Origin of the sequence: Ralstonia sp. PBBBR1, from assembly GCF_002256165.1 — a bacterium.
In the GTDB taxonomy this organism is placed as follows: Bacteria; Pseudomonadota; Gammaproteobacteria; order Burkholderiales; family Burkholderiaceae; genus Ralstonia; species Ralstonia thomasii.
The window spans coordinates 220,099-234,211 of record NZ_NKIL01000003.1; the positions used below are offsets into that span (position 1 = coordinate 220,099).

15 protein-coding genes are annotated in these 14,113 nt (G+C 63.8%); 11 read left to right on the plus strand and 4 right to left on the minus strand.

Going from position 1 to position 14,113, the window contains the following annotated elements:
• Nucleotides 1–2 precede the first annotated feature (2 nt).
• Complete coding sequence (locus CFE42_RS04595) at nt 3–488, minus strand: YajQ family cyclic di-GMP-binding protein (RefSeq protein WP_004631768.1); 486 nt, start codon at nt 486–488, stop codon at nt 3–5.
• Nucleotides 489–594: 106 nt separating this feature from the next.
• On the opposite strand from CFE42_RS04595, the gene murB reads away from it, so the two are divergent.
• From murB to argG, 3 genes are all read left to right on the plus strand, one after another.
• A complete protein-coding gene (gene murB, locus CFE42_RS04600) occupies nt 595–1,623 on the plus strand; it encodes a UDP-N-acetylmuramate dehydrogenase (RefSeq protein ID WP_004631766.1) in 1,029 nt (342 codons plus the stop codon).
• A 148-nt stretch (nt 1,624–1,771) separates the two neighbouring features.
• Nucleotides 1,772–2,089 carry a pyrimidine/purine nucleoside phosphorylase gene (locus CFE42_RS04605; RefSeq protein ID WP_004631764.1) on the plus strand — a complete coding sequence of 106 codons (318 nt, stop codon included), beginning with the start codon at nt 1,772–1,774 and terminating at the stop codon, nt 2,087–2,089.
• A gap of 152 nt (nt 2,090–2,241) precedes the next feature.
• Nucleotides 2,242–3,579 carry an argininosuccinate synthase gene (argG, locus tag CFE42_RS04610; RefSeq protein WP_004631760.1) on the plus strand — a complete coding sequence of 446 codons (1,338 nt, stop codon included), beginning with the start codon at nt 2,242–2,244 and terminating at the stop codon, nt 3,577–3,579.
• Between the two features lie 80 nt (nt 3,580–3,659).
• Here argG and argF read toward each other — a convergent pair whose 3' ends face one another.
• Nucleotides 3,660–4,586 carry an ornithine carbamoyltransferase gene (gene argF, locus CFE42_RS04615; protein ID WP_004631757.1) on the minus strand — a complete coding sequence of 309 codons (927 nt, stop codon included), beginning with the start codon at nt 4,584–4,586 and terminating at the stop codon, nt 3,660–3,662.
• Nucleotides 4,587–4,954: 368 nt separating this feature from the next.
• Here argF and CFE42_RS04620 point away from each other — a divergent pair, with 368 nt between their 5' ends.
• A complete protein-coding gene (locus tag CFE42_RS04620; RefSeq protein WP_004631755.1) occupies nt 4,955–5,278 on the plus strand; it encodes a DUF3579 domain-containing protein in 324 nt (107 codons plus the stop codon).
• 144 nt (nt 5,279–5,422) lie between these two features.
• Here the strand turns inward: CFE42_RS04620 and rpsT are convergent, their stop codons facing one another.
• On the minus strand, nt 5,423–5,689 hold the full coding sequence (gene rpsT / locus CFE42_RS04625; RefSeq protein WP_004631753.1) for a 30S ribosomal protein S20: 267 nt from the start codon (nt 5,687–5,689) through the stop codon (nt 5,423–5,425).
• 333 nt (nt 5,690–6,022) lie between these two features.
• On the opposite strand from rpsT, the gene murJ reads away from it, so the two are divergent.
• Nucleotides 6,023–7,576, plus strand: a complete 1,554-nt coding sequence (gene murJ / locus CFE42_RS04630; protein WP_037044394.1) for a murein biosynthesis integral membrane protein MurJ — start codon at nt 6,023–6,025, stop codon at nt 7,574–7,576.
• Nucleotides 7,576–8,421 carry a SirB1 family protein gene (locus tag CFE42_RS04635; RefSeq protein WP_004631750.1) on the plus strand — a complete coding sequence of 282 codons (846 nt, stop codon included), beginning with the start codon at nt 7,576–7,578 and terminating at the stop codon, nt 8,419–8,421. Before murJ ends, CFE42_RS04635 begins: the two co-directional genes overlap by 1 nt.
• Nucleotides 8,422–8,424: 3 nt before the next feature.
• On the opposite strand, the gene CFE42_RS04640 is transcribed toward CFE42_RS04635, so the two are convergent.
• Nucleotides 8,425–9,072: a VTT domain-containing protein gene (locus CFE42_RS04640; RefSeq protein WP_004631749.1), complete on the minus strand. Its 648-nt coding sequence runs from the start codon at nt 9,070–9,072 to the stop codon at nt 8,425–8,427.
• A 125-nt stretch (nt 9,073–9,197) separates the two neighbouring features.
• Here CFE42_RS04640 and mutL point away from each other — a divergent pair, with 125 nt between their 5' ends.
• From mutL to alkB, 5 genes are all read left to right on the plus strand, one after another.
• Nucleotides 9,198–11,105, plus strand: coding sequence for a DNA mismatch repair endonuclease MutL (gene mutL, locus CFE42_RS04645; protein WP_037044368.1), 1,908 nt, complete (start codon nt 9,198–9,200; stop codon nt 11,103–11,105).
• Nucleotides 11,106–11,110: 5 nt separating this feature from the next.
• Nucleotides 11,111–12,088, plus strand: a complete 978-nt coding sequence (gene miaA, locus CFE42_RS04650) for a tRNA (adenosine(37)-N6)-dimethylallyltransferase MiaA (RefSeq protein WP_004631746.1) — start codon at nt 11,111–11,113, stop codon at nt 12,086–12,088.
• Nucleotides 12,085–12,612: a GNAT family N-acetyltransferase gene (locus CFE42_RS04655; RefSeq protein ID WP_004631744.1), complete on the plus strand. Its 528-nt coding sequence runs from the start codon at nt 12,085–12,087 to the stop codon at nt 12,610–12,612. The genes miaA and CFE42_RS04655 overlap by 4 nt, the downstream gene beginning before the upstream one ends.
• A gap of 80 nt (nt 12,613–12,692) precedes the next feature.
• The gene (locus tag CFE42_RS04660) at nt 12,693–13,433 is read left to right on the plus strand and encodes a 2OG-Fe(II) oxygenase (RefSeq protein WP_004631742.1); all 741 of its coding nucleotides are present in this window, start codon (nt 12,693–12,695) and stop codon (nt 13,431–13,433) included.
• 10 nt (nt 13,434–13,443) lie between these two features.
• Nucleotides 13,444–14,100, plus strand: a complete 657-nt coding sequence (gene alkB / locus CFE42_RS04665) for a DNA oxidative demethylase AlkB (RefSeq protein ID WP_004631740.1) — start codon at nt 13,444–13,446, stop codon at nt 14,098–14,100.
• Nucleotides 14,101–14,113: the final 13 nt, after the last annotated feature.

Here is a 14,113-nt window from a genome sequence, read left to right on the forward strand (position 1 = left end):
GCTCAGTCGCGGAAGTTATTGAAATCCAGCGGCGTGTCGCTCACCTCCTTGCGCAGCATGGCGATCACGCTTTGCAGGTCATCCCGCTTGGCGCCGGTCACACGTACCGCGTCGCCCTGGATACTCGCCTGCACCTTGATCTTGCTGTCCTTGATCGTCTTGACGATCTTCTTGGCCAGGTCGCCCGAGACGCCCTTCTTGATCTTGACGACCTGCTTCATCTTGTCGCCGGCGATCTTCTGCTTGTCCTGGTAGTCCAGGAAGCGTACGTCGACGTTGCGTTTGGCGAGCTTGTTCATCAGCACGTCGTTGACCTGTTCGATCTTGAAATCGTCGTCGGCAAACAGCGTGAGTTCCTGCTCCTTGTGCTCGACCCGGGAGTCCGAGCCCTTGAAGTCGAATCGCGTCGAAATCTCTTTGTTGGCCTGTTCCACGGCGTTTTTCACTTCCACCATGTTGGCTTCGCATACCACGTCAAACGACGGCATCGTGTTCTCCTTGCAGACTTGAATTCGGGTTGCTGCGGCGCCCTTGTGCGGGTGCCGCGTTCGCCATGGCTTCTATAATCTTGGCTTTCCCAGCAGATTTGGCGCCATGGCGTTGCTCGACACGCATTATCCCCTAGGCCAGCACAACACGTTCCGTTTTGAGGCCACCGCCCGCTACGCCGCGCACGTGCGCACGCCGGAAGACATTCCCGCCGCGCTGGCCGACCCGCGCGTGCAGGGCTTGCCTTTGCTGGTGCTGGGTGGCGGCAGCAACGTCGTGCTCACGCGCGATTTCGAAGGCCTGGTGTTGCTGATGGAGATTATGGGCATCGCCACTGGCCAAAGCATGGTCGATGGCCACGCAGTCAACACCGTCACCGCAGGAGGCGGCGAATCATGGCACGGCCTCGTCGCTCACACCGTCTCTCATGGCTTGCCTGGGCTGGAAAACCTCGCGCTGATTCCCGGTACGGCGGGCGCGGCGCCCATCCAGAACATCGGCGCATACGGCGTCGAGATCAAGGACCGCTTCCAGTCCCTGCGCGCCTACGACCGCCACGCCGGCGAGTTCGTCTCCCTCACCGCCGCCGATTGCGCCTTCGGCTATCGCGACAGCCTCTTCAAGCGCGCCGGCGCCGATCGCTACGTCATCACCGAAGTCACCTTCGCCCTGCCGGTGGATTGGCAGCCCGACACGCATTACGCCGAACTCGCGCGCGAGTTGGCCGCGCAGAACATCGCCCGCCCGACGGCGCAGGACATCTTCGATGCGGTTGTCACCATCCGCCGCCGCAAGCTGCCCGATCCGGCGGAGATTGGCAACGCGGGCAGCTTCTTCAAGAACCCCATCGTCGACGCCGCGACGCGCGATGCGCTGGCCGCGCGCTTCCCGAATCTGGTCGGATATGCCCAGCCGGACGGCAAATACAAGCTCGCCGCCGGCTGGTTGATTGATCAATGCGGCTTCAAGGGCCGGCAGAGCGGCGCAGTGGGCGTGTATGAAAAGCAGGCGCTGGTGCTCGTACACCGGGGCGGCGGCAGCGCAGTCCAGTTGATGACGCTGGCGCGCGAGATCCAGGACGCCGTGCATGCGCGCTTTGGCGTGCGTATCGAACCCGAACCGGTCGTGGTGTAAACGGGCTGGCGGGTGGGCACGCTGGGCATCTCGCGCCACATCGCACGCCTCAAGATCCAGGCAGCCCTCGCCCGACATACCCGCGGTCGACCCAATGGCCTAAAATGGCTGGTTTGACCCCACGACCTCCCTTTTCGCGTTCCATTTCATGACCACCGAAACCTTTGACGGCGTCCGCCTGACCACCAAGGCCAATGTGTACTTTGACGGAAAGTGCGTCAGCCACAGCTTTACCCTGCCCGACGGCACCAAGAAGTCCGTGGGCGTGGTGCTGCCGGCCACGCTGACCTTCGGCACGGCCGCCGCCGAGATCATGGAATGCGTGGGTGGTTCGTGCGAATACAAGCTCGACGGCACCGATGAATGGAAGACGTCCGGCGCAGGCGACAGCTTCCAGGTTCCGGCCAACTCGAAGTTCGACATTCGGGTGACCGAGGCCTACCACTACATCTGCCACTACGCCTGAAACCGGCTCACGATCCTACTGCGCACTCCGATCTTGGCCCTGCGATGCTCGCCGTACCCATGTACGGCTGCGCTTCTCGAACCAACCTCGGAGCGCTCGCTGCGGATCGTGAGCCGGTTTGAATCCTGAACGGCTATTTGAAGAGAAAGATTATGGAAACCATCCTGCAACATGTTCCCGTCGGCCAGAAGGTCGGCATTGCCTTCTCGGGCGGTCTCGATACCAGCGCTGCGCTGCGCTGGATGAAGAACAAGGGCGCGCTGCCCTATGCCTATACCGCCAATCTCGGCCAGCCCGACGAGGAAGACTACGATGCCATCCCGCGCAAGGCCATGGAGTACGGTGCAGAGAAGGCCCGCCTGATCGACTGCCGGCCGCAGTTGGCCAATGAAGGCATCGCCGCAATCCAGTCCGGCGCCTTCCACATCAGCACCGGCGGCATCACGTACTTCAACACCACGCCGCTGGGCCGCGCCGTGACCGGCACCATGCTGGTCGCCGCCATGAAGGAAGACGACGTCAACATCTGGGGCGACGGCTCGACCTTCAAGGGCAACGACATCGAGCGCTTCTACCGCTACGGCCTGCTGACCAACCCGGCACTGAAGATCTACAAGCCGTGGCTGGACCAGGCCTTCATCGACGAGCTGGGCGGCCGCGCCGAAATGTCGGCCTTCATGACCAAGGAAGGTTTCGGCTACAAGATGAGCGCCGAGAAGGCCTACTCCACGGACAGCAACATGCTGGGCGCCACGCACGAGGCTAAGGATCTGGAGCACCTGAACAGCGGCATCCGCATCGTCAACCCAATCATGGGCGTGGCGTTCTGGAAGCCGGAAGTCGAGGTCAAGGCGGAAGAAGTCTCGATCACCTTCGACGAAGGCCGCCCGGTCGCTGTCAACGGCCGCGAAATCGCCGACCCGGTGGAGATGTTCCTGGAGCTGAATCGCATCGGTGGCCGCCACGGCCTGGGCATGAGCGACCAGATCGAAAACCGCATCATCGAAGCCAAGAGCCGCGGCATCTACGAAGCCCCGGGCATGGCGCTGCTGCACATCGCCTACGAGCGCCTGGTGACCGGCATCCACAACGAAGACACCATCGAGCAGTACCGCATCAACGGCCTGCGCCTGGGCCGTCTGCTGTACCAGGGCCGTTGGTTCGACCCGCAAGCGATCATGCTGCGCGAAACCGCCCAGCGCTGGGTGGCCCGCGCCGTGACCGGTACCGTCACGCTGGAACTGCGCCGCGGCAACGACTACTCGATCCTGAACACCGAATCGCCGAACCTGACCTACGCACCTGAGCGTCTGTCGATGGAGAAGGTTGAAGACGCACCGTTCAGCCCCGCCGACCGCATCGGCCAACTGACCATGCGCAACCTCGACCTGATGGACACGCGCGACAAGCTGTCGATCTACGCGAAGGCCGGCCTGCTGTCGCTGGGTACCGCCAACGCACTGCCTCAACTCGACGGCGGCAAGAAGTAACTGCCGGCCCCCCCCCCCAAAGCGAAAGGCCGCTCCGACGTCAATCGGAGCGGCCTTTTTCTATGGCGTCAGACTCGGGCTCAGTAACGCCCGCAGAGCAGGTATTCCATCAGCGCCTTCTGCACGTGCAGGCGGTTTTCCGCCTCGTCCCACACGACGCTCTGCTTGCCGTCGATGACGGCCGCTTCGACTTCCTCGCCGCGGTGAGCGGGCAGGCAGTGCATGAACAGCGCATCGGGTTGCGCGCGCTGCATCATCGCCTCGGTGACCATCCAGTCGCCAAAGGCCTTCTTGCGCGCTTCGTTTTCAGCTTCGTAGCCCATGCTGGTCCACACGTCCGTGGTCACCAGATGCGCGCCGTCGCAGGCTTCGAGCGGGTTTTCGAACACATGCACGAACGGCAAGGCGGAATCGGCCACCATGGCCGGATCCAGCTGATAGCCCTTCGGCGCAGAAAAATGGAAGCGGAAGCCGAGGATCTCCGCCGCCTGGATCCACGTGTATGCCATGTTGTTGGCATCGCCCACCCAGGTGACGGTCTTGCCCTTGATGGGGCCGCGCTGCTCGATGAAGGTAAAGATGTCGGCCAGCACCTGGCACGGGTGGTATTCGTTGGTCAGCCCGTTGATGACCGGCACGCGCGAATGCGCAGCAAAGCGCTCGATGATCTCCTGCCCGAAGGTGCGGATCATGATGATGTCGGTCATGCGGGAGATGACCTGCGCCGCGTCTTCGATCGGCTCACCGCGCCCAAGCTGGGAATCGCGCGTATTCAGGAAGACTGCGTGACCGCCGAGCTGGTGAATGCCGGCTTCGAACGACAGGCGCGTACGCGTGGAATTCTTCTCGAAGATCATGGCCAGCGTGCGGTCGTGCAGCGGGTGCCACGTCTCGTAGTTCTTGAACTTGGCCTTGAGGATCGCGGAACGGTCCAGCAGGTATTCGTACTCTTCCAGAGAAAAGTCCTTGAACTGCAGGTAGTGCTTGATCGAGCTTGGTGGGTTCATAAAACAACGAAGGCGGCCTGCAGTTGACGCACCGGGAACATCCCGTGGCACGTCGCCCTAGCCGCCTTGCCTGTTGAAGATTCAGGCCATCATACGGGATCGCCACCGGTTTGGCGAGTTTCGCGCCTGCGCGGGCCGGCTACATAAAGGCCTGGGTGAAAGGCCGATGAAAGTCTTATATAAGATATAATACTTGCTGCCTCGGATGCCCCAACCGTCCGCAAACCGGTACGACAAGCCGGTCCGTCCGGTTCATGAATCGGCAACCAGGCAAGCGCATCATCTGCACCACAAGTGCACCCCGCTCGAACGTTGCGGCACCCGCACGGTCGAAGTCGTTTGCAAATCTCCACAGCCCCACGCAGTCCATGGCAGCCAACCCTCGCCAATTCTTTATCCAGGGCGTCACCCGCGACGGAAAGACCTTCCGCCCGAGCGACTGGGCCGATCGGCTGTGCGGTGTGATGGCGCAGTTCCGCCCCGCCGGTGATACCGGAGACCCCCGCTTCACCTACTCCCCGTATGTGCGCCCCGTCATGTCGGGCGGCATCCGCAGCGTGTTCGTCGACGAACGCCTGCGCGACATCGAACCCAAGGCGCTGGATTTCGTACTGAACTTCGCGCACGACAACAATCTCCAGCTCGTGGAAGCCTGCATCCTGCCGGAAGGCGGTGCTCCCGCGAAAAGCTAATCTTCGCAAGCTCGTCCGACGCAGCGCCTCGCACATTTACAGCGCGCGCAAAATACAAAAAGCCCGTCCGAAGACGGGCTTTTTTATCGTCGGAGCGCGACGTTGCGTGTCGCGCCATGCCGGCTAGGCCGGCATCAACCGAACTTAGGCAGCCATTGCCTTGATGGCAGCGGACAGACGCGACTTGGCGCGTGCAGCCTTGTTCTTGTGGACGATCTTCTTGTCAGCGATGCTGTCGATCGTGCTTTGGGCGGTCTTGAATGCAGCAGCAGCTGCAGTCTTGTCGCCAGCGGCCACAGCCTTGCGGACGCCCTTGATTGCGGTACGCAGACGCGAGCGCAGAGCCGAGTTGTGAGCGTTCTGAACGACGGCTTGGCGTGCGCGCTTGCGTGCTTGTGCGGTGTTTGCCATGGAAAAATCCCTGAAGAAACGGTAGCAAGCGCCCCGGGAGACACGGAAGGCCGAAGCGCGCAAATTGGTGAAAGACGGCAATTATACGCAGACTTCCGCACCCAACGCAAACCCTGTTGTGAAAATCGCCCGGATAACGGCAGTTTGCGGCTTTTGCGGCACTTTTTGGCGCATGCCGAGCCGGTCCCTATAATACGGCCGCAATTGTGATACGGCCGCAATTGTGCCCTCCGGTCACGTCAGTCACCCCGGGCGCGAACCCCGCATGGCGCCGTCGGTCAGACCGCCATCGCCGTGTTTGCCTCTCAGGCGGCGCCCAACCACGCATTCATCTTGAATCTCCTCAAAACACTCGCCACGATCAGCGGCCTGACGATGCTCTCGCGCATCACGGGGCTCATTCGCGAGACGCTGATCGCCCGCGCTTTCGGCGCCTCGGTTTACACCGACGCCTTCAACGTCGCCTTCCGTATCCCCAACCTGCTGCGCCGGTTGTCCGCCGAGGGCGCGTTCTCGCAAGCGTTCGTGCCGATCCTGGGTGAATTCAAGAACCGCCAGGGCGAAGCTGAAACACGCGCGCTGGTCGACTCCGTGGCTACGGTGATGACGTGGTTCCTGGTGATCATCTCGGCGTTGGGCGTGATTGGCGCGCCGTTGATCGTCACCGCGGTCGCCACCGGCTTCAAGGAGCACGAGAGCCAGGCGTACATCTCGGCGATCTTCATGACGCGCGTGATGTTTCCGTACATCGGGCTGGTGTCGTTGGTCGCGCTGGCGTCGGGCATTCTGAATACGTGGCGGCAGTTCGCGGTGCCGGCGTTCACGCCGGTGCTGCTGAACCTGTCGTTCATCGTGGCAGCGGTGTTTGTGGCGCCGTACCTTGATACCCCTATCTACGCACAAGCCTATGCGGTGATGGTGGGCGGCGTCCTGCAGCTGGCCATCCAGATTCCATCATTGCGCCGCGTGGGCATGCTGCCGCGCGTGTCATTCAATGTGCGACAAGCGTGGCACCACCCGGGCGTGCGGCGCGTGCTCAAGCAGATGCTGCCGGCCACGCTGTCGGTGTCCGTCGCGCAGATCAGCCTGATCATCAACACCAACATTGCGTCGCGCCTGCCGACGGGCAGCGTGTCGTGGCTGAACTACGCAGACCGGCTGATGGAATTCCCGACCGCGCTGCTGGGCGTGGCGCTCGGGACGATCCTGCTGCCCAGCCTGTCGAAGGCCAGCGCGGAGAACAACCGTGAAGAGTACTCATCGCTGCTCGACTGGGGCCTGCGGCTGACCGTGCTACTGGCGGTGCCGTCTGCGGTGGGCCTGTTCGTATTTGGCGCACCGCTCACGGCCACGCTGTTTCATTACGGCAAATTCAACGGCATGGACGTCGAGATGACGCGCCAGGCGCTGACGTCTTACGGCGTGGGGCTGATCGGGCTGATCGTCATCAAGATCCTGGCGCCCGGCTTCTATGCGCGACAGGACATTCGCACGCCGGTGAAGATTGCGCTGGTGGTGTTGGTGGCGACGCAGTTGTCCAACTATGTCTTCGTGCCGATTTTCGGGCACGCCGGGCTGGCGCTCTCGATCAGCTTTGGCGCGACCATCAATGCGGCGCTGCTGTTCTTCGGTCTGCGCCGGCGCGGTTATTACCATCCCCTGCCGGGCTGGGGGCTGTTCATCGCGCAAGTGATGTCGGCCGTATTGCTGCTGGCCGGGGCGCTGCTGTGGCTTGCCCACAATTTCGATTGGGTGGGACTGGGCGCCAAGCCGCTTGTGCGCATCGCGCTGCTCGGGGCAAGCCTGGTCCTGTGCGCGGTGGTCTATTTCGGTACACTGTGGCTCACCGGATTGAAGTTCTCCACGTTCCGAAAAAAGGCCATCTGATGACCACTAAAGTCCTCGATTATTTTTCGGCCCTGGTCGCGGACGACGACAGCATCCCCCTCACAGAAACCGCCCTGTCGATTGCGCAGGACGCGTATCCGGATCTGGACCTGCAAGCCGAGCTGGCTGCTATTGACGTGCTCGTCGCGCGGATCAAAAACCGCATCGCCGAGGGCACGCCCGCCATCCAGCGCCTGCGCCTGCTCAATCAGTTCTTCTATCGCGAGTTGGGCTTCGGCCCCAATGCAAACGATTACTACGACCCCGAGAACTCTTATCTGAATGCGGTGCTGCAGAGCCGGCGCGGCATTCCGATCTCATTGGCCGTGCTGCTGATGGAAATCGGCCAGCAGATCGGCCTGCCGCTCAAGGGCGTGTCTTTCCCCAACCACTTCCTGGTGCGCATGAGCATTCCTGCGGGCGAGGTCGTGCTCGATCCGCTGACGGGGCAGACACTGTCGAAGGAAGAGTTGCAGGACATGCTCGACCCGTACCTGGAAAAGGAAGGCATCGAAGACCCGAACACGGTGCCGCTCGGGGTGTTCCTGCAAGTGGCCACGCACCGCGAGATCATCGCGCGCATGCTGCGCAACCTGAAGGCGATCTACCTGCAGGAATCGCGCTGGCAACGCCTGCTGGCGGTGCAGCAGCGGCTGGTGATCCTGCTGCCCGATTCCATCGAGGAAGTGCGCGACCGGGGGTTGGCCTACGCCAATCTGGAGTGCTTCCGGCCCGCGCTGGAAGATCTGGAAGCCTATGTGGACGCCCGGCCCGATGCAGCCGACACGGCCAAGCTCAAGGAGCGCATGCCAACACTGCGCGCCATGAGCAAGAACCTGAACTGACGCTTACTTCTGCGCGACGGCGCCGCGACGGCGTTTGAGCAATTTCCACAGCCCGCCGAGCATTAGCGGCACAATCGCCGCGCCCAGGCCAATCAGCACGATCGTGTTCAGGTGATCCCGAATCACGGGCACATTACCGAACGCCTTGCCCGACAGCACCAGGATCGCCACCCACAGCACGGCGCCGATCATGTTGAAAAGCTGGAACTTCGCAAACGTCATTTTCGACACGCCCGCCACAAACGGCGCGAACGTCCGCACCACCGGGATGAAGCGCGCCATCACGAGCGTCTTGCCGCCGTGGCGTTCGTAAAAGGTGTGGGTCCTGAGCAGCGCTTGGTGATCAAGGAAGCGGATGTGACCGTCGAATACCTTGGGGCCGATCCAGGAGCCGACGAAATAGTTGACCGTGTTGCCCGTCGTCGCGGCAATCACCAGCAGCACGATGAGCAGCCAGGCGTCCATCTGGCCGGTGGCGCACATGGCGCCGGCAATGAACAGCAGGGTGTCGCCCGGCAGAAAAGGCAGCACCACGAGCCCGGTTTCGGCAAACACGATGGCGAACAGCAGCACGTAGACCCACGCGCCGTATTGCTGAATCAGCAAGCCCAACGACTTGTCGACATGCAGCACGATGTCGACCAATTGCATCACGATATCCAAACCATCCCCCTGAACGAGCGGGAAATGATACCGGATGTGACTTAGATTTCCCCTAGCCGTTGGCGAGGCTTGCGTCGGTGCGCCGCACAGGGCGTGACATTTATAATGCCGTGATGACTTCCGCCTCGACTTCCCGCCGCCCCATCCGCCCGCTTCCCGACCAGTTGATCAGCCAGATCGCTGCCGGCGAGGTGGTCGAACGGCCAGCGTCCGTGGTCAAGGAACTGCTGGAAAACGCACTGGATGCCGGTGCCACGCAGCTCCAGATCAAGCTGGAGGAAGGCGGCGTGCGGCGCATTGCCATCACGGACAACGGTGGCGGCATTCCGGCTGACGAACTGCCTGTCGCGCTGATGCGGCATGCGACCAGCAAGATCGGCTCGCTGGAAGAGCTGGAATCGGTGGCCACGCTGGGGTTTCGGGGCGAGGCGCTGGCCTCGATTGCCTCGGTGGCGGAGCTGACGCTCACGTCGCGCACCGCCCATGACGCCCACGCCACGCAGATCATTGCGCAGACCGGGCGCGCGCAGCCGGCGTCCGGCGGCGTCGGCACCACCGTCGATGTGCAGCATCTGTACTTCAACACGCCGGCGCGCCGCAAATTCCTGAAGACCGAGCAGACCGAGTTGGGCCATTGCATGGAAGTGATCCGCCGCACCGCGCTGGCGCGGCCCGACGTGGCCATCTCCGTGCATCACAACGGCAAGCCGCTGGAGCATTGGAACGCCACGCAGGCGGATTCGCGCTCGGCGGCCGTGCTCGGCACCGAATTCGCCCGCGCACGCCTGCCTTTCGAGGAATCGGCCGGCGAACTGCGTCTGTTCGGCTTTGCCGGCCTGCCGACCGCCTCGCGCGGCCGGGCTGATCATCAGTTCTTCTACGTCAACGGCCGTTTCGTGCGCGATCGCCTGCTCACCCACGCCGTGCGCAGCGCCTACGAAGACGTGCTCCACGGCGACCGCTTCCCCGCCTACGTGCTGTGCCTGAAGCTGCCGCCCGAAGCGGTGGACGTGAACGTGCATCCGTCCAAGATCGAGGTGCGCTTCCGCGACAGCCGCGCGGTGCACCAGTTCGTCTATCACGCGGTGCAACGCGCACTGTCCCGCCACGCCGGCGAACAGGGCGACAGCCTGCGCACCGACATCGCCGAAGCGCCTGAGGGTGCTGGGGTCGCGACGGCGCCCTCGCCGGCCGACAACACCACGCGCTGGATCAACCAAATGGCCGCGCGGCAGACGTCGCTCGGCATTGCGCAACCGCGTGCGGAATATCTGTCCATGATGCGCGGCGATAGCGCGCCCATGCCGCCGAGCCGCCCTGCCTGGATGGCCGATGTGCCGAGCGCCGCGACATTGTTCGATGGCGGCGCCGCAACCGCGCAATCGCCTGCCGCCGTTGCAGAGCCGGCCGCAGCTCAACAGGCTGATGAGGACGATGCCCACCCGCTCGGCTTTGCCGTCGCCCAGTTGCACGGCATCTACGTGCTGGCGCAGAACACGCGCGGCATGGTGCTCGTCGACATGCACGCCGCGCACGAGCGCATCCTGTACGAGCAACTCAAGACCGCGCTCGAAACCAAGCGCGTCGAGGTGCAACCGCTCCTCATTCCGGTCACGTTTGCCGCGAGCCCGGTGGAGATCGGCACCGCAGAGGAATTCCGCGACACGCTCACGCTGCTCGGCTTTGACATCTCCGCCGTGTCGCCGACCACGCTGGCGGTGCGATCGGTGCCGACGCTGCTGCAGAAGGCCGATGCGCAAGCGCTTGCCCGCGACGTGCTGCGCGATCTGCACGCCTACGGCGGCTCGCGCGTGCTGGCCGAACGCCAGAATGAACTGCTTGCCACGCTGGCGTGCCACTCCGCCGTGCGCGCCAACCGCCGCCTGAACCTGGACGAGATGAACGCACTGCTGCGCCAGATGGAAGCGACAGAACGCGCCGACCAATGCAACCACGGTCGCCCGACGTGGATCCAGCTCACCGTGGCTGACCTGGATCGTCTCTTCCTGCGTGGCCAGTAATTCCGATGATTGCGTCTGCTGCAAGCGCCCCGCGCGCGATTTGCCTGCTCGGGCCGACGGCGTCCGGCAAGACCGCCGCCGCATTGAAGCTGGCCGAGCGCTGGCCGGTCGAGATCATCAGCATGGATTCCGCGCTGGTGTATCGCGGCATGGACATCGGCACCGCCAAGCCCAGCGCCGAAGAACAAGCCATCGCGCCGCATCACCTGATCGACATCATTGATCCGCTCGATGCGTATTCCGCCGCGCAGTTTGCCAACGATGCGAACGCGCTGATCGATGCCATCCGCGCACGCGGCAAGCTGCCGCTGATCGTCGGCGGCACGATGCTGTATTACAAGGCGCTCACGCAAGGGCTCTCCGATTTGCCCGGCGCAGATCCTGCCATCCGCGCGGAGATCGATGCCGAAGCGGCACGCGATGGCTGGCCGGCGCTACACGCGAAACTCGCACTGGTCGACCCGGTCACGGCCGCGCGATTGCACGCAACCGACGCGCAGCGCATCCAGCGCGCGCTGGAGCTGTATCGGCTGACGGGCCAGCCGATGTCCGCCCTGCTCGCACGCGAGGTCGGCGCGAATGCGTTCCAGCAGCACGATGCAGCCGCGCAGTATCTGACGATCGCGCTGGAACCGTCCGACCGCCTCGTGCTGCATGCGCGCATCGCACAGCGCTTCGATGCGATGCTCGCCGGCGGCCTGCTCGACGAGGTGGAGCGCTTGCGCCGCCGCGGCGATCTTTCGCCCACGCTGCCGTCCATCCGTTGCGTCGGTTACCGCCAGGCATGGGCTTACCTGGAAGGCGAAATCGACATGGCTGCCCTGCGCGAACAAGGCATCGCCGCAACGCGCCAGCTCTGCAAGCGCCAGATCACCTGGCTGCGCAGCACGCCCGAGCGGCACGTGGTCGATTGCCTCGCGCCCGATTACGTCGACCAGGTCGCGCGCCTGGTCCAAACCTCACTGGAATCGCCATCACAATGACCGCCACCACAGCGACCCGCTTCATGCTGCGCCCCGCCACGCCGGACGACTGCGCCTCGCTCGTTCGCCTGATCTCTGCGCTGGCCGAGTACGAGAAGCTCACGCACCTCGTGCAGACCACGCCCGAGGCACTGGCGACGATGCTGTTCGGGCCGCGCCCGTATTGCGAGGCGGTGCTGGCGGAAGTCGATGGCCGAGCCGTGGGCTTTGCGCTGTTCTTCCACAACTTCTCGACCTTCCTGTGCAAGCCGGGCCTGTATCTGGAAGACCTGTTCGTGGAGCCCGAATACCGCGGCCTGGGCATCGGCAAGGCACTCCTGATCCACCTGGCGCGCCTGGCGCAGGAGCGGGACTGCGGCCGCTTCGAATGGAGCGTGCTGGACTGGAATGCGCCGTCCATCGCGTTCTACGAAGCCATGGGTGCGGATGTGCTGCCCGAGTGGCGCATCTGCCGCGCCACCGGTGATGCACTCACCAAGCTGGCTGCCACCGCCATGCCCGCCAGCCTGGCCGCACACGCCTGAATTCGACCGCAAGCTCCGGAGTGCCACGCGCACTCCCGTGAGCGTACGCTTGGCGTATCGAATCTCCGAAAGGAGCGCATATGCCGCTTTCCACTGCCGCCGCGCATGTCAGCGCGGGGCACCGTCCCGATCTAGAAGGCGTCGACTGGCGCGCCGTTGAAGACGCGCTCAACGATGTCGGCAGCGCCGTATTGCCGAGCCTGCTGGACGACGGCGCCTGCAACGCCTTGACTGGGCTGTACCCGCAAGACCGCCTGTTTCGCTCGCGCGTAGTGATGGAGCGTCATGGCTTCGGGCGCGGCGAATACCAGTATTTCGCGTATCCGCTGCCGGACCTCATCGCGCAATTGCGCACGTCGCTTTATCCGCCGCTGGCGACCATCGCCAATCGCTGGAACCAAGCCATGGACATCGACGTGCGCTATCCAGCCAAGCACGCCGATTTCCTGCGCTGCTGTCATGAAGCCGGCCAGTTGCGCCCGACGCCGCTGCTCCTGCGATACGGCCCCGGTGACTACAACTGCCTGCATCAGGATCTCTATGGCGAGCACGTCTTCCCGCTGCAGGTGGCCATCCTGCTGTCGGAACCCGGCGTCGATTTCACCGGCGGCGAATTCGTCATGACGGAGCAGCGCCCGCGGATGCAGTCGCGGCCCGAAGTGGTGCCGCTGCGCAAAGGCGATGCAGTGGTCTTTGCGGTGCACCATCGGCCCGTACAAGGCACGCGCGGTACGTATCGCGTGAACATGCGCCACGGTGTGAGCCGCCTGCGCTCGGGTCAGCGGCATACTGCAGGCATCATCTTCCACGACGCTCTGTAGCCTGCTCACCATGACCACCGGCGATCTGTTTGGCGACCACTCACCCGCTGACGACACACGCATTGCGCTCGGCGAAGCGGCGTTTGTGCTGCGCGGCTTTGCGCTGTCGGAAGCGCCGGCCCTGATCGCGGCGGTGGATGCCATCGCGCAGCAGGCCGCGTTTCGGCACATGGTCACGCCGGGCGGCTTTGAGATGTCAGTCGCGCTCACCAACAGCGGCGCGCTGGGCTGGACATCAGACCGCCGCGGCTACCGCTATGCCACGCACGACCCGCTCACGGGAGCCGCGTGGCCGCCGCTGCCCGATGTGTTCCTGCGTTTAGCGCACAGCGCGGCCGCCGAAGCAGGCTTCCACGGCTTCACGCCAGACGCCTGCCTCATCAACCGCTATGTGCCGGGCGCGCGCATGTCGCTGCATCAGGACAAAGACGAGCAGGACTACGGCGCGCCGATCGTCTCAGTGTCACTCGGCATGCCGGCGGTCTTTCTGTTTGGCGGACATCGCCGCGCCGACAGACCGCAACGCATTCCCCTGTTTCACGGTGATGTCGTCGTCTGGGGTGGCCCGGATCGCCTGCGCTATCACGGCATTGCACCACTCAAGGACCACCCGCACACAATGCTGGGCAGCCAGCGCATCAACCTCACGTTCCGCAAGGCCGGCTGACCGGCAAATCAGC

Excerpts from the sequence above, each read along its gene's own strand:
- CFE42_RS04595 (WP_004631768.1), bottom strand. The coding sequence starts at position 488 with ATGCCGTCGTTTGACGTGGTATGCGAAGCCAACATGGTGGAAGTGAAA.
- murB (WP_004631766.1), top strand. The coding sequence starts at position 595 with ATGGCGTTGCTCGACACGCATTATCCCCTAGGCCAGCACAACACGTTC.
- CFE42_RS04605 (WP_004631764.1), top strand. The coding sequence starts at position 1,772 with ATGACCACCGAAACCTTTGACGGCGTCCGCCTGACCACCAAGGCCAAT.
- argG (WP_004631760.1), top strand. The coding sequence starts at position 2,242 with ATGGAAACCATCCTGCAACATGTTCCCGTCGGCCAGAAGGTCGGCATT.
- argF (WP_004631757.1), bottom strand. The coding sequence starts at position 4,586 with ATGAACCCACCAAGCTCGATCAAGCACTACCTGCAGTTCAAGGACTTT.
- CFE42_RS04620 (WP_004631755.1), top strand. The coding sequence starts at position 4,955 with ATGGCAGCCAACCCTCGCCAATTCTTTATCCAGGGCGTCACCCGCGAC.
- rpsT (WP_004631753.1), bottom strand. The coding sequence starts at position 5,689 with ATGGCAAACACCGCACAAGCACGCAAGCGCGCACGCCAAGCCGTCGTT.
- CFE42_RS04635 (WP_004631750.1), top strand. The coding sequence starts at position 7,576 with ATGACCACTAAAGTCCTCGATTATTTTTCGGCCCTGGTCGCGGACGAC.
- CFE42_RS04640 (WP_004631749.1), bottom strand. The coding sequence starts at position 9,072 with ATGCAATTGGTCGACATCGTGCTGCATGTCGACAAGTCGTTGGGCTTG.
- mutL (WP_037044368.1), top strand. The coding sequence starts at position 9,198 with ATGACTTCCGCCTCGACTTCCCGCCGCCCCATCCGCCCGCTTCCCGAC.
- miaA (WP_004631746.1), top strand. The coding sequence starts at position 11,111 with ATGATTGCGTCTGCTGCAAGCGCCCCGCGCGCGATTTGCCTGCTCGGG.
- CFE42_RS04655 (WP_004631744.1), top strand. The coding sequence starts at position 12,085 with ATGACCGCCACCACAGCGACCCGCTTCATGCTGCGCCCCGCCACGCCG.
- CFE42_RS04660 (WP_004631742.1), top strand. The coding sequence starts at position 12,693 with ATGCCGCTTTCCACTGCCGCCGCGCATGTCAGCGCGGGGCACCGTCCC.
- alkB (WP_004631740.1), top strand. The coding sequence starts at position 13,444 with ATGACCACCGGCGATCTGTTTGGCGACCACTCACCCGCTGACGACACA.